This window comes from Legionella bozemanae, assembly GCF_001648595.1.
Lineage (GTDB): Bacteria > Pseudomonadota > Gammaproteobacteria > Legionellales > Legionellaceae > Legionella > Legionella bozemanae.
In genome coordinates this window covers 15,311-30,711 of sequence record NZ_LBAW01000032.1, presented here as the reverse complement: position 1 = coordinate 30,711, position 15,401 = coordinate 15,311, and the positions used below count along the sequence as shown (strand labels likewise).

The following is a 15,401-nucleotide window of genomic DNA, read 5'->3' as shown; positions in this document are numbered from 1 at the left end:
TCAGTTATCTTGGCCTAAGCTATGGCCGATTAAAAGAGGATGAGTCCATCACATTGCGCCCCTGACGCAAAAACTTAAAACATCAGATCGGAAAATCCCCGATAACATCATTATACTTATCTTGTGCATCGGCCAGGCTTAATTTGGAATAGATTTCCAGTGAGTCTCTTTTAGCATGACCCGAGTAGGGTTGAATAAAAGCATCATCGATATTTTTCTTCTTAAGCCAGGTAAATAAAAAATGTCTTAATTTATGAGGCGAGATAGATCGCTCAATGCCAGCTAACTTAGTATACCTCATAAGAATTTTTCTAATTCCACGATCAGTATAGTGGCGGCGAAATCCTGACTCAAATAAAAATAGTCTGTTTTCATTTTTATATTGTTTCATATGAAGCGCCAAAGTTTCTTTAAATGCTGGCGAAAAAGGCACAACTCTATCTTTTTTTCCTTTACCCTGATTGATTTTTATTCGGCAATTAGTTAAATCAACATCAGCTAACTGGATATTGATTAACTCGCTAACCCGTATACCTGTATAAAGCAAAACTTTAACAATGAGCATAGGAACAATATCGTGAGATTCCCAAACTGCTTTGTAAAAAAGTCTGATTTCATCTTCAGTGGGTACATAGGGTAACCGTTTGGGTGTTGTGGTGACTTCGATATTAAGATTTTCTCTTACAAACCTGAATACATCTCGAAGATAATCATAATTTGGGTTCTGTGCCTTTAGCAAATTTGAAACCTTTTGTGCCATTTTTTTAGCTGATATTCGTTCCATTATGCTGCTACTCCATAATGAAGATGGGGCAAGCGTGTTGATAAATCTAACGGGAATAAGCCATATGGGTTTACGTGCTCATAAATAAGGGGGGTTAACGCTCTTTTCTCTTCCTTTGTTAATTTATTTTTTAGTCCCTGCTCTTCTATGATTTGCTGAATCATTAAGGTATTGATATATACCATCGAGAGTTGTAAAAGATGTAAAGACAATACAGATAAGGTTTGTGCCTTCTCATGATTAGAAGATATCTCACCTGAACGACCATAAAAAATGAACTTGGATACGCCATTCCAAAGTTCAACCACATTTAATCCTTCTTGAATTTCCTGTCTGATAGATTCATGCATCAAGTAATTACAGATGAATATGGTTTTTAATACCTTACCTAATTGTGATAATGCTAAATACGTTGGATGTTTCAGATTGTTTTGATTAAAACGCCTAAGAATAGATTCAGGATCAGCATGACCGGCCTTCATTGCAGCAGTATATTTTACAATTTGGCTATATTGCTCTTTAATTAATTGCCAATTAATAGTGTCTGTAAGTATCGGTTGTAGATTTTTATACTTTTGATAATCTCCAAGTTCACATTGTGCCAGTTTTTGTTTGTTCAAATTTGCCAGTCGTGGCATTAAAGAAAATCCAAGAAGATGTGAAAAAGCAAAGCCAACCTCACTTTGGCCATGAGTATCAACATAATTCTTTTGAACCGACATTTCTGTACAGTGTCTTAGTACACCTTCAATCATGGCAGATACTTCAGAGCTTGATACGCTTTTTAATTGAGAGTGGATGCAACAGGCATTTTTTTCAACATGCCAGTAAATCATCACGCCTCTTCCCCCGTAACGATTATGGTATTCTGAAATCAAATTTTGAAAATAAGTTGAAAATTGCGTTGAATCACTGGCAACAGCTATAGGCATATCGCCCCATATTTCTTTTAATCTGATTTTGAATAAGGCATTTGCCACTTTGCTTAGTGCGTTTTTTAAATTATCAGTGGATAAAAAGTAGTTTTTGATGTGTCGAAGCTGGTACTCATTTACATGAGCATTTCCCGCACACATATGTTTTAACCCAACATTAGTTCCCATTCCATAAATAGACAATAAGATCCTTTCTGAAATCTCATTGGGTTTTAAGTAAATTTTTTGGCCATAGGAAATAAAATCATGAGTAAACTGGTTTTCTAAATCGACCTCTTTAATCATATCAATAAGATTGGTTCCTTCCCATTTTTCCTGTAAATGTTTTTTTATAATTCTAATATTGTTTGATTCTGCCTGGGATGTAAGAGGAGTTACGATAATACGACCGCCATTTTGGGGGCTAATTCGAACTTTCGTATTTTTGGAAATATTATCATTTAAAGCAGCTAAGGCACTTGTATGGCGCTGTTTTAATTGTTCAATAAATACATCACCATCAAAGGGCAAAGAAAGTTCTTCAAAATACACTTCTTTGTCTTCTTCAAAATTATTTGGCAAATCTTCATCTGGGTTTCGGTGTTTAAATGACGATTCAATCCATATTTCACGGCATCTAATCCTGTCTGCAAGTTTTTTTAGTACATAGACCTCATAACAAATTCGTTTAATTTTTCCACTAGTTGGATCAATAATACGTCTTTTCCATTTATTTGGTAAACAATCTAGAGGTATCTCTTCATTGTCTGGAAAATAAGTTTTGTTGCTGTCAAAATATTTTTTAATGAGTGCCAATGCATCGAGTATTGGTTGATGCTCTGAATTATTAGAGCGAAAAACAATATTTTCTAATAAAGGCTGAACCATGCGCCGGTAATAGGTGGCATAAGAGCTTCTAATCTGTTGATGCAGTAGACTCTGGTATTTCGGTCCTTTTTTCTTATATTCATCAATGATATTTTTTAACTTATCCTGACCAACAATAGGAAAAATTTTATCTCGAATTGTTGCATCCGGCTGTTCCAAGCACACTTCAGCTATATTAAATAGAATGGTGTCTTTGCCATAGACTTTTTTTATATCATTGATAAGCTTTCTAACTATGCGTTTTTCCGATTTATGAATCACGTTACGGATAATGCGGTTAAACATATCAATTGTTTTATCTATAACGTCTTCTTTTCGGGTGTGACAATGTATCAGTAAATGAACACACCGCTTGTTATCACTCATTTGTTTTAAATCATTCGGATTAAAACGTGTAAATGCTTCTGAATAATGAACGGTTCTTTTTCTTGGTATTAGTTGAATGGCGGCTGAATCAAAGTTAAATCGGTTTAAAATAGACAGCTGTTCCATTAAATCTAATATTGAATCTAGGGAAGGATTATTAATTTCTTTATTTACCCATTCTAAATAAGATAATCCTTCTTTGTAAGGCAATAATAAACCATTTAATTGTGCCTCATCCTCTGTAGACAAAGTGTTCTTTAGTTTTTCAAATAAATCATTCTCAAATGCATTTGTGGCATCAAGAATAACTCGTGCCATCGTTTTTCCTTTAAACGTTTCAATGCCTTTTTCATTTAAATACTGTATCGCCTGATTTTTAATTTCCTCGTAAGATAAATAATGAGCTGGTAGCAGCTCATCCTTTATCCATGTTTCAAGTTCTTTATAATGTGTTTTTTTAGAGAACGAAGTTTTAAAATATGTTCTAATCAACGATATATAATTGTCGTAAGTTCTTGATGATACTTCGCAAATAACAGGTGGGATGTTAAGTTGGTTTGCAACTTGATTGATTATATAAGCTGGTAATTTCGTTAAGTCGTTGATGAATTGATGGCTTTTTTGGTAGTACTTAAAAAGTAAAGCGAATGTTAATTGCTTACTTGTATGTCTTGTCCTGATAAAACCAATTTCTTCTTGGGTTAAACCAAATTCATTCATTGTTAAATCAATTAGACTCATTTCACCAGTTCCTAGAATAGCCAGAGTCGGAACTCAAGGAGCTATATTCTGTTAATTTTTTTATTGTAATCTATCGAAATCTGGTGCTAATATCAACCACAAATTTAAAGTAGGAACCAAGATGCCTGATAAAAAAATATCAAAAATTCCCAAGGCTTCGGAAAATGATTTTTTAGCAATCATTGCGATTATTGAAAAGTTGTGTAACGAACATTTTAATCGTGAATATTATGATCTAGCCCATGAATTAACTGCTAAATTAGCTCGTAAAAAACCATCTCCTCTAGTATCTGGTCGAAGTAACACATGGACCGCAGGAATCATTCATGCTCTTGGTATGGTTAATTTTTTATTTGATAAATCCCAAAATCCTCACCTCTCATCACAGGATTTATCGTCTTGGTTTGGTCTGTCTCAAAGCACTATCAGTGCAAAAAGTAAATCCATCCGCGATCTGTTTAAAATCAGACAGATGGATCCCAAGTGGACATTACCTAGTAGAATAGAGGATAACCCTTTTGTTTGGATGGTTAGTGTTAATGGGTTCATCGTTGATGTGCGGGAGGCTCCTTATGAAATACAAGAACAAGCTTACCACCAAGGTATTATTCCTTATGTCCCAAAGGATAAGGCTATTTATAAACCATAAGCATTTTATGTTTCATGAGTTGCCTAGACTATACTTAAATAAATTCATTATAGCTTGTTTTGAGAATACGAGATGAAAATTTCAATAATTTTGCCGAATGTAGAATATACTAATATTCCTTTTGGTCACTTATATCAACTTGATAAAGTTGGCATTTCAAATATCGTTATTTTGCTTAATGAGGATGAGTTTAAGAAAGCACATACAACCAAGTTTATAGTATTTGATCATACAGAACCCCAAACGGTCATAGAGCATTATCAGTCTCAAAGTGACCGGCTAAAAATCGAGGTTATAAATACTGGGAAAGCTACTACAGAGGAAGAAAAACTAGATTTTTATCTGAAACATGCAGAAGGTCAATATAAACTCAATCTCTTTCTTTGTAAAGAATCCATTTCTGGTGTAAGTGAAGAATTAAGTGCTAAACCACCAGTAACAGAAACTACTGAATACTCACTTATTCCTTTTTTTAAAAGCACTGAGCGAAAAAAATTGCCTTTATTCAAAAGCCCTTGCTCGACAGCTCAAGCCATTAAACTCTTGCAACACGATTTAAACCCTTGTCTTTGTTATAAAATGGCTAATTTTGATGTGTTACATTATCAATGGCTGTTTAATATTTTTGTCGAATTAATTAACCTTAAAATAAAATTGAATGAGGGAAAAAATGCTGAATTTTTACCTCAGTTAAGCAAATTAATTAAGGACTTCAATAAAAATATAATCGACTTGGAAAAGGCGGAAGCTGACTTCGAGAAAACTCATAAAAAAGCATATGCTACACTCGATGAACCTGATGTAATAACGCGATGGCAGCATGATAAAAATGTGAAAAAGAAAGTAAACTTCGAGGATAATCTTCCTAAATTAATAGGTAAACTAATCAAGCTCTATGACAAATTGGCATTACAGGAAAATCTTAATCTTTTAAATGAGAAAGATGAGATTATTGCTGAAGAGGACTTTGCACAAAAAGATTTTATTGAACATATTGAAGGCAAGCCGTTTGGCTAGTAAGGTTGTGCAAATAATATATTATTTGCACACAACCTATGTGATCGAACAAAAATTCATTTTCAGAAGTAATGACACTTCCAAATCTAATATACTTTATATTTTTGCGTCAGAGCACAAGTTCCGGAGCGCTAAGCCTAATAGGTTAAAAGCCTCTCACACACCGAACCCTCCTCGGGATGGCCGCCTTTGGGACATTAGTCTGGGAGCTGTCATTGGCAGTGAAGCCCTGGCCCCATACTTGAGTCCTTGCATCGATCTCGTCACTGTTGTCCTCGGTAGAACTCAAGTAGATGCCAGAGGGGGCACCAGAAATACTTGCATCCACCAAGTTGGATTGGATGTTTTGTAATATAGGTAAAGCAGGAGGCACTCCACAACCAGAAGGAACACCAGAACCATCATCATAGCCCATCTCACAAATCGCCGGCAAATACCAGTCATCATGTCCTGCAATCACTTGGGTGCATAAACCTGCAGCATAATAGCTTCGGTTCGTCGATGCTATTGCGGCCGTAAAAGGAGGTGAGGTGAACCGATCGTAGTTCGTCACATAGGTATCATAAAACTTTAGGATATTTCTTGTGTTACAGGCCCCATCCGATTTACCATTGCATCGCTCAAAATCTGCAGCGGTTAAGCTAAGAACATTTGTGTAGGTAGTACCACCGTTATTATAATCAAACATGCCCGCCAAGGCGCTAAAAGCAGGGGCCCCTACTGAAGGGGTTGAGGTCAGGGCAACACCTGGAATGCTATCTTGACTCGCATCAGATGTAGTCGCGCTTGCTCCATTAGAACTCCAGATAGCAGCAGTTGCCTGGTCTTCGATAGCTAGCACCTTACCACCTACACTGCCAGTACAATTCGTAGGCGAATTACATCCCTTTGTATCATCGAAAGCAAACACATAACCACCCTGGTATACGGACCCATAAGTTAAAATATGAAGTGCTGAACTCACCTTATTGGTATTGGTTCCCGATATGGTTAATCTAACAGGAACAGGATTAGTCTCGCCTGCCGCAGCACTGGGTGTACTTCCAGGTTGAATCGTCAGCACGCACGCTCCCGAAGGTGCAATCGTACCGCAACTGGAAGGGCTAATTGTTGTGCCAATGGGTAAGTCTGGAGATGGCGTGTACATCACATTCGTGGCCGCAATCGCCCCTGTATTCGTAATGGTGATGCTTCTTGCTCGACCTGAATCAACTGGTGTTCCAGTGAGAATACCATATTCCGGTAGTCCCGTAACACTTAAAGCCAGCTCGCTCACGCTAATCTGCAAGCTCGTGGTATTTACCGTATTTTTACTCACTTGCAATACATTGTCAGAACTCGGCTGATAACATTGATTCGGGTTGCCCTGCTCACACAACACTGGCCCTGAATGAATACCTTTTTGTGGAATCAAACTGCCATTGATGGTCAACGTTAAGCTGCACGTCCCTCCCTTCCCTGCCAAATGACAGGATGAAGCGCTTAGTCCTCGAGTGGGTTTTAATATCAAGTTTTTTGCTCTTCGGGACTGATTCGTTACAGTGTATCTGACCGTGGCAAATCCTCCGTCAGACACCATCACACTGGTTGGATTCGGCGCCGAATACGTCCATACAGGTGTCGCTGCATACAGGGGGCTGCTCATCAACAAGCCAACAATACCCACCACTGAAATATCCCTTTTTCTGTTATCTTTATTCATTTTCCGTTCCTAAGACACCTAAGTCACATCCAACAATACAGCCGAATATAAAATGATTCATCTTCCTCCCTTAAATGGCAGGAGAATTTTGCGCAAGTTGGTGAAACTAACCCTTTGATTTAACATTCAAAGAGAATTAAAATGGCAAACAGAGATTGTACTCAAATCCACGGTGATATTCTACATAAAGGAGGTGATGAGCTGGCTTAATTTTGAAATTAAGTATTATACAATTTCAGAGGATAATAAAATGGGAGAACTTTTGACCGCTATTTATCAACTAATATCTACTTAATTCGCGAGCCATCTTTTCTCATGAATTAAAGCGAAAAATGACTTTTTAACACCTGCATTCAAGATTGCTGTAAATGCATATAAACGGTTTGAACATCAGTCTAATCTCTTTCTTCATTCCCCTTTATTACTTAGTTATTCCATTGATTCAGTTTCGGGAACACTTTTTTCTTCATGAACTAGCTCTAAATGAAATAGTTCCCTGTCTGCATTTCGTTTAATGTAGTGATTCATTTGTTGGTATAAATCAAACAATGTTCCTGCTTGATTCGCTTTATCAATGAAATAGGAACCAATAAGAATTTTGCGCCGCGTATCACGTTTTCGCTCCCTGGCTTTTTCAAGTGATTCCAGTTTTTGGATTTGTGCATTGAGCTGTTCTTTCCTTTTCTTTAAGGCATCCAGCCGCGATTGTTTTTCGCTCATTTTATTATCGGTCAATAGTCGTCCTAGTACTAAGATTTTACGATGTTTCCTATAAATATCAAGAGGATAATAAATAATAAAAATTAACCTTGGAGCGAAGCGACCCGAATGCCGCACTGGCGACAGAAGTGCGCGCTTATACGTTGCGTTGCAACGTGTGCTTTGGTATGCTGAAAATTATCAAGGAACAAAACAAGAATTAAAATCACCAAAATGGTATAGGGACATGGCCATCTATCGTTTCAGCGCGCAAATCATTTCACGCTCTCAAGGCCGCAGTATTGTTGCGGCATCAGCCTATCGTTCTGGTGAAGAACTTATTGATGAACGCACCGGCGTAATTCATGATTTCACCGATAAAAGCGAAGTGGTTCATAAAGAGATTTTCTTACCTCCCAACGCGCCAGAATGGATGAGCAACCGTTCCGATTTATGGAATGCAGTGGAGCGTTCCGAAAAACGTAAAGATGCACAACTTGCCCGTGAAGTACAGCTCGCCCTTCCCCGTGAATTAAGCATGGATCAAAACATCGAATTGGTGCGTGAGTTTGTAACCAATGAATTTGTAGCACGTGGCATGGTTGCCGATGTATGTCTGCATAATCCCAAAGGTGATGATGGGCTCTATCAACCGCATGCGCATGTTCTTTTAAGTTTAAGGCAAGCTCATGAAGAAGGATTTGGTCTTAAAGAAAGAAGTTGGAACGATAATGCCTTATTAGAACATTGGCGTGAAGAATGGGCGAATTGTGAAAATCGTCATTTGGCTTTGCAGGGTATTGACCAAAAGGTAGATCATCGCAGCTATAAAGAACAAGGCATTGCCTTAGAGCCCCAATATAAAATTGGACCCAAGGACGCCCAAGAGCGCATGGCGCGGCTTGCAGACCACCAACGCATTGCCCGTGAAAATGGGCAATTAATTTTTGAGCAGCCTGAAATCGCCTTGGATGCAATTACTCGAGGCCAATCGACATTTACCCATCAAGATTTGGCTCGCTTCATTAACCGCCATACGGAAAATGCAGCACAATTTAATTTGGTGTTCGAACGGGTTAAATCATCTTCTGAGATAGTATATCTAGGGCTGGATAAAGAAGGAAAACAACGATTTTCAACGCAGAATATGTTGCACATAGAATCCTCAATGATGCACCAATCCGATGTGCTTTATCATCGTTTAGGTCATGAGGTGTGCGAGAAGACGGTTTTGTTTGCACAATCGAGTCGAACACTTTCAGAAGAACAAGAATCAGCGCTTCGTTATTTAACCCAGCCAGGTGATTTAAAATCCCTTTTAGGCTATGCCGGAACAGGAAAAAGTTATCTCTTGGGTGCTGCGCGGGAAATTTGGGAGCAATCAGGATACCGGGTGCATGGAGCGGCTTTATCGGGGATTGCAGCACTTAATTTAAGGGACAGCTCAGGTATTGAATCACGTACCATTGCTAGCCTCTTCTATCGCCTGGATAAGGGCATGTTTCATTTCACGTCACGCGATATTTTAGTGGTGGATGAAGCGGGAATGCTTGGCTCGCGTACCATGGAGCGTTTGACGCGTGAAGTAGCACAGGCAGGTGCAAAACTGGTATTGGTGGGCGACTGGCAGCAACTGCAAGCTATTGAAGCAGGCGCATCGTTTCGAGCGATTGCAGAAAATTACCAGTACGTTGAACTCAATCAAATCCGAAGACAAACAACCCCTTGGCAAATGGATGCTTCCTTGGATTTAGCCCAAGGCGCAGTGGGTAAAGCCCTTCTCGCTTATGATGCTCATGACCATGTTCATCGCTTCGGAACTACAGATGATGCAAAACACGCCCTGATTGAGCAATGGAACGATGTGCGCATTGCAAGCCCCTCAGATTCTCAAATCATTCTTGCCTACACCCGCAAGGATGTGAAAGAACTCAATGAAATGGCGCGTGCAATGAAACGAAAAGACGGACAACTTGGTGAGGATGTTGTTTTCAATATGGAGCGCGGGGAGCGCTCCTTTGCAGTGAATGACCGCGTGTACTTCTTAAAACGAGAAGACAGTCTTTCAGTGATTAATGGCACCTTAGGTACCATTCAAGGCATTGATGCCAAATCGGGTCTCATCACCGTCGCTCTTGACGCAGATGATTTAAATTCAAAGCCGCAAATCGTTCAGGTAAACACCAATTACTACAAACACATGGAGCATGGCTATGCGGCTACTGTGTATAAAGCGCAAGGAGTGACCGTTGACCGAGCGTATGTCTTGCCTACAGCGCATTACGATGCTCACTCCACCTACGTGGCCATGACGCGCCATCGCAAAAGCTGTGATGTCTTTGTCAGTCGCGAAGTTTTTGCCCATGATAAAGCACTCATTCACGCCCTGAGTAGAAATCGTGCGAAAGACATCACCTTAGATTACACCCACATGCAGGGGGAATTTGCACGACAGCGCGGGCTTATTCTGGATAAGTCCCCTGCCCTTTCCCTTTCATCTGAGCGCGTCAGAACATCAGAACGCTCTATTGAATCCTTGCTGAATCAGGTGATGGGCAGAGACTTGCAAAAAGAGCAACAAAAGCTTGATGCGTTTGAGCAGCAGTGTTTGAAAGAAAACCCAAGCCAAGTCCTGCACATTGCCGATAGTTTATTATCTATTGCTGAACGTCAAGCCAAATCATTAGCACGTTCTTTTGAGCCTTACAGTAAGGCTTTGGCACAAAATCGACTCACTTCAGAGCAACAAGATAAATTAGTCCGTTTAATGGGGCAATTACCGGGTGATTCTCAGTTAATGAATGCATTTAAAAAGGATTATCCTGAGTTTGCAAAGCAAGCTGAGCACTTTATAAAAAGGAATGAGCAGGAAGTGCACCGGATAAGAATCATTGATAAAGAATTAGACATATAAGGGTGAGCCATGTTGGATAGAGAAGAGGACGAAGTAACATTAATCAATAAGGTAACGAATGAGCATCCAAAAGGTGCTGATAAGGAATTTTTTGAAGCAGTGCAAACCCTTAAATCGGTAACTCTTTTGTTAAAAGGGCTTTATGGGCAAATGAATGAAGAACGTGAAGTCATTACACTGGCGTCCGGCCAAATGGCACATTCTGTCAAGCAATTTGAACAGCATCTGATTCAATTCGAATCTTTTGAAAAAACATGCAAACAAAGTGTGATTGAGCGTATTAAGACTGAGTTAAAACAAAATATCCGTGAGAGCGCCCAAACAATAGCCCAAGAAGTGACGCATCTTGCTTATGAGCCCATTAATCACAGCATTAATTCGTTATGTCAGTTGAGTAAAGAATTAACGGAGCACCGAGCACAACTAAAAAGTTCAAGACGATGGAGTACGGCCTTATTCCTATCTGCGGCATTATTAGGAGGTGTTGTAAGCGGTTTTACTCTCCATTATTTAACAGCGCCATCTAAAGAGATTAAAGTGAAGTTGGCCGCAGGAGAAGCTTTAATGCGCTCATGGAACAAATTAACTAAAGCCGAACAAGAAAAGATATTCCCATCCAAAAGCTGAATCAGGATGATTCATCACATTCAAGCCTTTTGGAGACGCTTCCTCTCTCAAAACCTCGGTTGCGCGGACTGGCTAAGATATTCACTCTCTGAATTAACAAGGGCTTGATATATTGATGAAGTTATCAGCCCAATAACCTCTTTAGTTCGCGTAAGATTAGGTAATTCATGTTCGAGTTTCGCGATCGCTTCGTTTACTTCCTTATTTTTAGGAACCACTGCTCTTAGGTTATTGCATAATTGCAAAATCTTTTCCCTATGTTCTTGGGTGAGTTCTTTGTCTGAGAGTTGCTGGAGCACTTGATTAATTATAACTCTAAATGAACTAAAATCAGATAAATAACTATTTTCATCTCTTATTTGACTATGTTCAAAGTCAATAAAATTAGTTTTATTTTTCTCAAAATCATACAAGAAATTTCCTGTGGAGAGTAAATCTCCATGAGTCCTTCCTATATCATAAAGTTGAGCTTTATAAGCAATGAAAAATTCATTAATAAAATCTAATCTACTTGTTAAGTCATCTATTTCCCATAAGTTATCAAGTGATTGATCAAAGTCCATGCCCGAAATGAAATTCATTACCAAAATTGCTTTGTGTTGTTTAGGATCGAAAATCGGTTCAATTATATTCAAGTGCGGGAAATTTTTCCCAATAGTATATTGCTCGTCAAATACGTTTTGGTTCTCATTTTTGGAAATCTTTGCGACTCTTGGGCTATTAGGAGGATCGGCATTATAAGTAATTGTTTTATTAGAAAAATTAATATTTAAAGTACCTTCAACTTTATGAATCAAACCGGTTGTTCCTGTTTTATTGATCACCTCGCCTACAACAAGGTAAGAACAGGTTTGGGGATTTTGTCTATCTCCAGGAATTAACACCAAAGATTGCTGTAAGACTATGCCAGAATATTTGCCTGCAGGTAGAAACAGCGGCAATGTATTTTGGCGACTAAAATAGTCAATTAGCTTACTTGTAGCAGTTTTATCTAATTTGTCCTTTGTAAAATTAATTTCTGAGTCCGATGAAAAGAAGTTCTCAATATAGGCAAACATGAATAATCTTTTAAATAACCATTATAATCTAAAGTGTATTAATAATTATCCGGTTGATCAAATAGTAGGCATGCTCGGGATCCCAATCTGACCCGCCGTTACGGTGTACGTAATGGATACGTTGCAGTAAGAGGCTATCCGAAAAATACCATTCTATCTCATGAGCTCTATACTGAGATAATGGACTCGCAATAAGGTCTGTCACAAAAATATTTTTACCAGGAACGGAGTTATTTTAGGCGAATTTATGGGCGTTGTTGCATAAATCGATGATCTTGGATTATTTTACAACAATATAGGCTTCTGATTTTTCTGCATATCCAAGCGAAACTGGAAATGAATCAATTGTGTGTGTCAGCAGAAACTTGCAGAGATGTAACAATTTACAAAGGCTCAAGATTAAGCTCCTTGATGCATTGTGGCTTCGCATTTATTTTGTTCTTCGTTAGTGGTTCGCTCCCCATATGACTGTCGGCACCCGACTCCCAATCATTATCAACTGATGTTAATTGAGAGAAATTAAACGTTTTTGGCATGCAGCGTTCAACAAAACCATTGACTTTTGTTCTCCTAAAACCCAAATCAAGTGTTAACTGGGTAATGGGATAGTTTCCTGGCAAACGGACAAAGCAGTGCAAATCTTTAAGCTCCATAATTTGCGGATAGGAAACTATGGGGCGTGTAACTCGTTGTGCGCCTAACGAAATCCCATCTCGAATACTGTTGGCGCCATAGGAATAATTTTCCCGTGACTCCTCGATTTCTTCTTCACCAAGTTCCGAGGCCACAAGACGCGCCATATCGCTACTCGGACTACGAAAGAAAAAGCGAGTGTTTAACAAATCAAAAATTTCTCTGCCTCCTGCCTGACCATAGACTTTGGTAAGCTGTGAAAAGCTTTGCATGCCAAGAAGAAAGCAACCGCCAAACTTGCGTACCTCGGCAATCGTTTCATCAAGCAGAGGCAATTTATGAAGGCTTGGCAACTCATCACAGATAAACCAAATACGTCTGTTTCTATCAGGCGCTAGGCTCAAAAGAGCCAAAGAAGCTTGGGCTAACCACATAGAAATTAAAGGTTTGAGTGACTTATGCGTTTCACCATTGGATGAAATAAAAAGCCACCCTTTTTGTTGCTCATCAAGAATGTAGTCTCGAATAGAGAAAGGGGGTTTCCCTTCCTGATTCAGTTCCGCTAATGCCGAAAATGATTTCAAATAGGTGGTAAGCGTTGCACGAATAGAAATAGCCGTTTTCTCAATTTTACTACTGACAAGGGTTGCTGCGGGAGTCCCTTGTAAATACTCTTCCAAAGCAGAAAATTCATCGGTTAAAATCAATTTCAATAGTTTATCAAGTGAGCGCTCAGAATGATGTCGCATCACTGAACCTAGGCATGAAAAAACGGTTCGCGACGCGTTAACCCAAAAGGGATCAGATTCTCCATGCATGGGAATAGAGCTTTCGGCCATATTTTCAAAATCCGAATCACGAGGTGCCTCTAACCACATATCCCAATTGGCACAACGCTTATCGAAGGGATTTAAAATAACATCTGAATCTTCTTGGTAATAATGAGGAATAAACGAACACCCTTTATCGTAGACGATCACCCGATCGCCTCTTTTACGAAGACAATCCATTATTTTCATAATGAGCTGGCTTTTTCCGGTGCCTACAGTTCCATGTACCAGCACATGCTGGACTTCACTGTCTTTGATAAGGGGAAATGTATCAATCGTAATATCAGAATGCGCTTTATCATGAAGAATTTGTTTCTTCACCTCATTGGAACTTTTGAGTTGGCTGCCTCGAACAAATTGACTTTCGCTCTGCTCTTTCCCACGTTTAATGAAGTAAATGGCAATCCCTAACCCTGAAAGAAACGCTACAGCAAATGCACTCAGTGTTGCTCTACCCAATGAATTGATCACGTGCTTAGCATTCTCTGCATAATAAGGATAGTGAAGAATGGCTTCTACTGATTGGTGATACTCTTTACCATGAAACGAAAGAGCAAATGTGTGTTTTTGTCCTACTAAACTCAAAAAAAGAGCATAGTAATAAGCTATTGCTTGTTGTAGATTCTCCGCGGAGATAACTAACCAGGTGATAATTCCGGTAAGTATTACCCAAAGAAAAAGACAGAGAAACATTAATGTAAGCGTAATTTGATCCCACATACGAACGTTGTGAAAACTAATTATCCCGCCACGTGTGTAATGCTTGAAATTAGGTTGTTTACGCATTGGAAATCTCGTTTTTTTCTTTATGGAAGTAATCGGAAATAGCTTTTGATAGGATACTCACCCCGATTCGGCTGGCCTCCATATTAACAGCAATGCTGATTGCAATGGCTGCTAGGATCAAACAGGGTATGGCGGAAAAAAATACGACATCCTGTTCAAAGAGCGGAATAAAAAGAAACGCGAACATTCCAAAAATAAAAAAGAATCCTGCGAGAGCCCATTGCGTTTTTTGAACAAGGTAGGTGCCTGTTTGAAGCTTTGGGCTAATTTGGAGTTTGAAAATGATGTAATTTTTAATGAAACCCAGACCAAACAGCGACATCAGCAATGAGGAAAAAGACACGCCAAACACCATTTTTGCTCTTAGCAAAGCATGCTCATCAAGGCGTGCCTCTTCATATTTGAGTTCACGTTCTTTCTTGCGCCTAAGAAAACCTTCTTGCCATTTGCGCTCCTTTTCTTTTTGGATCATTTTAAGCTCTTCCTGACTGGCATCAGGAAACTGCTCTCCCAAATCATAAAGACTGGATGGACTGTGTAGCGTAGACTCTTCCCTATTAGCATCGTCCATATTGGATTTTTCCCACCGCTCAGCATGGGGCGCATAGTCCCAGGCATTGATTCGAACGGCAAAAAAACAGGCTGCAGATTGAATCGCCAGGAGCAAAACAAATAAGAAGAACCAGCTTGCAAACAAGCGTTTGTAATACGCTCCTGCGGAAATAATACCTAGATCCAGATGTCTTAGCGTCTCTAAATCCATTGCCAGTGCTTTTTTTAAATCGATTGTCAT

Annotated in this window: 11 protein-coding genes; 4 read left to right on the top strand and 7 right to left on the bottom strand. The window is 39.1% G+C overall.

Annotated features, from left to right (window positions below; genetic code table 11):
* Positions 1-82: 82 nt before the first annotated feature.
* Positions 83-784, bottom strand: coding sequence for a tyrosine-type recombinase/integrase (locus A8O27_RS16510; RefSeq protein WP_058460660.1), 702 nt, complete (start codon positions 782-784; stop codon positions 83-85).
* Positions 784-3,693 carry a Tn3 family transposase gene (locus tag A8O27_RS16505; protein WP_058460661.1) on the bottom strand — a complete coding sequence of 970 codons (2,910 nt, stop codon included), beginning with the start codon at positions 3,691-3,693 and terminating at the stop codon, positions 784-786. The genes A8O27_RS16510 and A8O27_RS16505 overlap by 1 nt, the downstream gene beginning before the upstream one ends.
* 121 nt (positions 3,694-3,814) lie before the next feature.
* Between A8O27_RS16505 and A8O27_RS16500 the strand changes: the two genes are divergently transcribed.
* Both A8O27_RS16500 and A8O27_RS16495 read left to right on the top strand, forming a co-directional pair.
* On the top strand, positions 3,815-4,342 hold the full coding sequence (locus tag A8O27_RS16500; RefSeq protein WP_058460662.1) for a DUF6398 domain-containing protein: 528 nt from the start codon (positions 3,815-3,817) through the stop codon (positions 4,340-4,342).
* A gap of 72 nt (positions 4,343-4,414) precedes the next feature.
* The gene (locus A8O27_RS16495) at positions 4,415-5,359 is read left to right on the top strand and encodes a hypothetical protein (RefSeq protein WP_058460663.1); all 945 of its coding nucleotides are present in this window, start codon (positions 4,415-4,417) and stop codon (positions 5,357-5,359) included.
* Between the two features lie 145 nt (positions 5,360-5,504).
* On the opposite strand, the gene A8O27_RS16490 is transcribed toward A8O27_RS16495, so the two are convergent.
* Together A8O27_RS16490 and A8O27_RS16485 are read right to left on the bottom strand one after the other, a co-directional pair.
* Positions 5,505-7,061 (bottom strand): hypothetical protein, encoded by a 1,557-nt coding sequence (locus A8O27_RS16490; RefSeq protein ID WP_058460664.1) that lies wholly within the window; start codon positions 7,059-7,061, stop codon positions 5,505-5,507.
* 429 nt (positions 7,062-7,490) lie between these two features.
* Positions 7,491-7,796, bottom strand: a complete 306-nt coding sequence (locus A8O27_RS16485; protein ID WP_235810579.1) for a mobilization protein — start codon at positions 7,794-7,796, stop codon at positions 7,491-7,493.
* Between the two features lie 211 nt (positions 7,797-8,007).
* Here A8O27_RS16485 and traA point away from each other — a divergent pair, with 211 nt between their 5' ends.
* Both traA and A8O27_RS16475 read left to right on the top strand, forming a co-directional pair.
* Positions 8,008-10,674, top strand: coding sequence for a Ti-type conjugative transfer relaxase TraA (gene traA / locus A8O27_RS16480; RefSeq protein WP_082891535.1), 2,667 nt, complete (start codon positions 8,008-8,010; stop codon positions 10,672-10,674).
* 9 nt (positions 10,675-10,683) lie between these two features.
* Positions 10,684-11,301: a hypothetical protein gene (locus A8O27_RS16475; protein ID WP_058460610.1), complete on the top strand. Its 618-nt coding sequence runs from the start codon at positions 10,684-10,686 to the stop codon at positions 11,299-11,301.
* 47 nt (positions 11,302-11,348) lie between these two features.
* On the opposite strand, the gene A8O27_RS16470 is transcribed toward A8O27_RS16475, so the two are convergent.
* The 3 genes from A8O27_RS16470 to A8O27_RS16460 form a co-directional block, all read right to left on the bottom strand.
* Complete coding sequence (locus A8O27_RS16470) at positions 11,349-12,359, bottom strand: hypothetical protein (protein WP_058460609.1); 1,011 nt, start codon at positions 12,357-12,359, stop codon at positions 11,349-11,351.
* 383 nt (positions 12,360-12,742) lie between these two features.
* A complete protein-coding gene (traD, locus tag A8O27_RS16465; protein ID WP_058460608.1) occupies positions 12,743-14,608 on the bottom strand; it encodes a type IV conjugative transfer system coupling protein TraD in 1,866 nt (621 codons plus the stop codon).
* A complete protein-coding gene (locus A8O27_RS16460) occupies positions 14,601-15,401 on the bottom strand; it encodes a hypothetical protein (RefSeq protein WP_058460607.1) in 801 nt (266 codons plus the stop codon). The genes traD and A8O27_RS16460 overlap by 8 nt, the downstream gene beginning before the upstream one ends.

Bases quoted from the DNA above. Each gene is read 5' to 3' on its own strand.
- A8O27_RS16460 (WP_058460607.1), bottom strand. From the start codon at position 15,401: ATGACAATCGATTTAAAAAAAGCACTGGCAATGGATTTAGAGACGCTA.
- A8O27_RS16505 (WP_058460661.1), bottom strand. From the start codon at position 3,693: ATGAGTCTAATTGATTTAACAATGAATGAATTTGGTTTAACCCAAGAA.
- A8O27_RS16495 (WP_058460663.1), top strand. From the start codon at position 4,415: ATGAAAATTTCAATAATTTTGCCGAATGTAGAATATACTAATATTCCT.
- A8O27_RS16510 (WP_058460660.1), bottom strand. From the start codon at position 784: ATGGAACGAATATCAGCTAAAAAAATGGCACAAAAGGTTTCAAATTTG.
- A8O27_RS16500 (WP_058460662.1), top strand. From the start codon at position 3,815: ATGCCTGATAAAAAAATATCAAAAATTCCCAAGGCTTCGGAAAATGAT.
- traD (WP_058460608.1), bottom strand. From the start codon at position 14,608: ATGCGTAAACAACCTAATTTCAAGCATTACACACGTGGCGGGATAATT.
- traA (WP_082891535.1), top strand. From the start codon at position 8,008: ATGGCCATCTATCGTTTCAGCGCGCAAATCATTTCACGCTCTCAAGGC.
- A8O27_RS16470 (WP_058460609.1), bottom strand. From the start codon at position 12,359: ATGTTTGCCTATATTGAGAACTTCTTTTCATCGGACTCAGAAATTAAT.
- A8O27_RS16490 (WP_058460664.1), bottom strand. From the start codon at position 7,061: ATGAATAAAGATAACAGAAAAAGGGATATTTCAGTGGTGGGTATTGTT.
- A8O27_RS16475 (WP_058460610.1), top strand. From the start codon at position 10,684: ATGTTGGATAGAGAAGAGGACGAAGTAACATTAATCAATAAGGTAACG.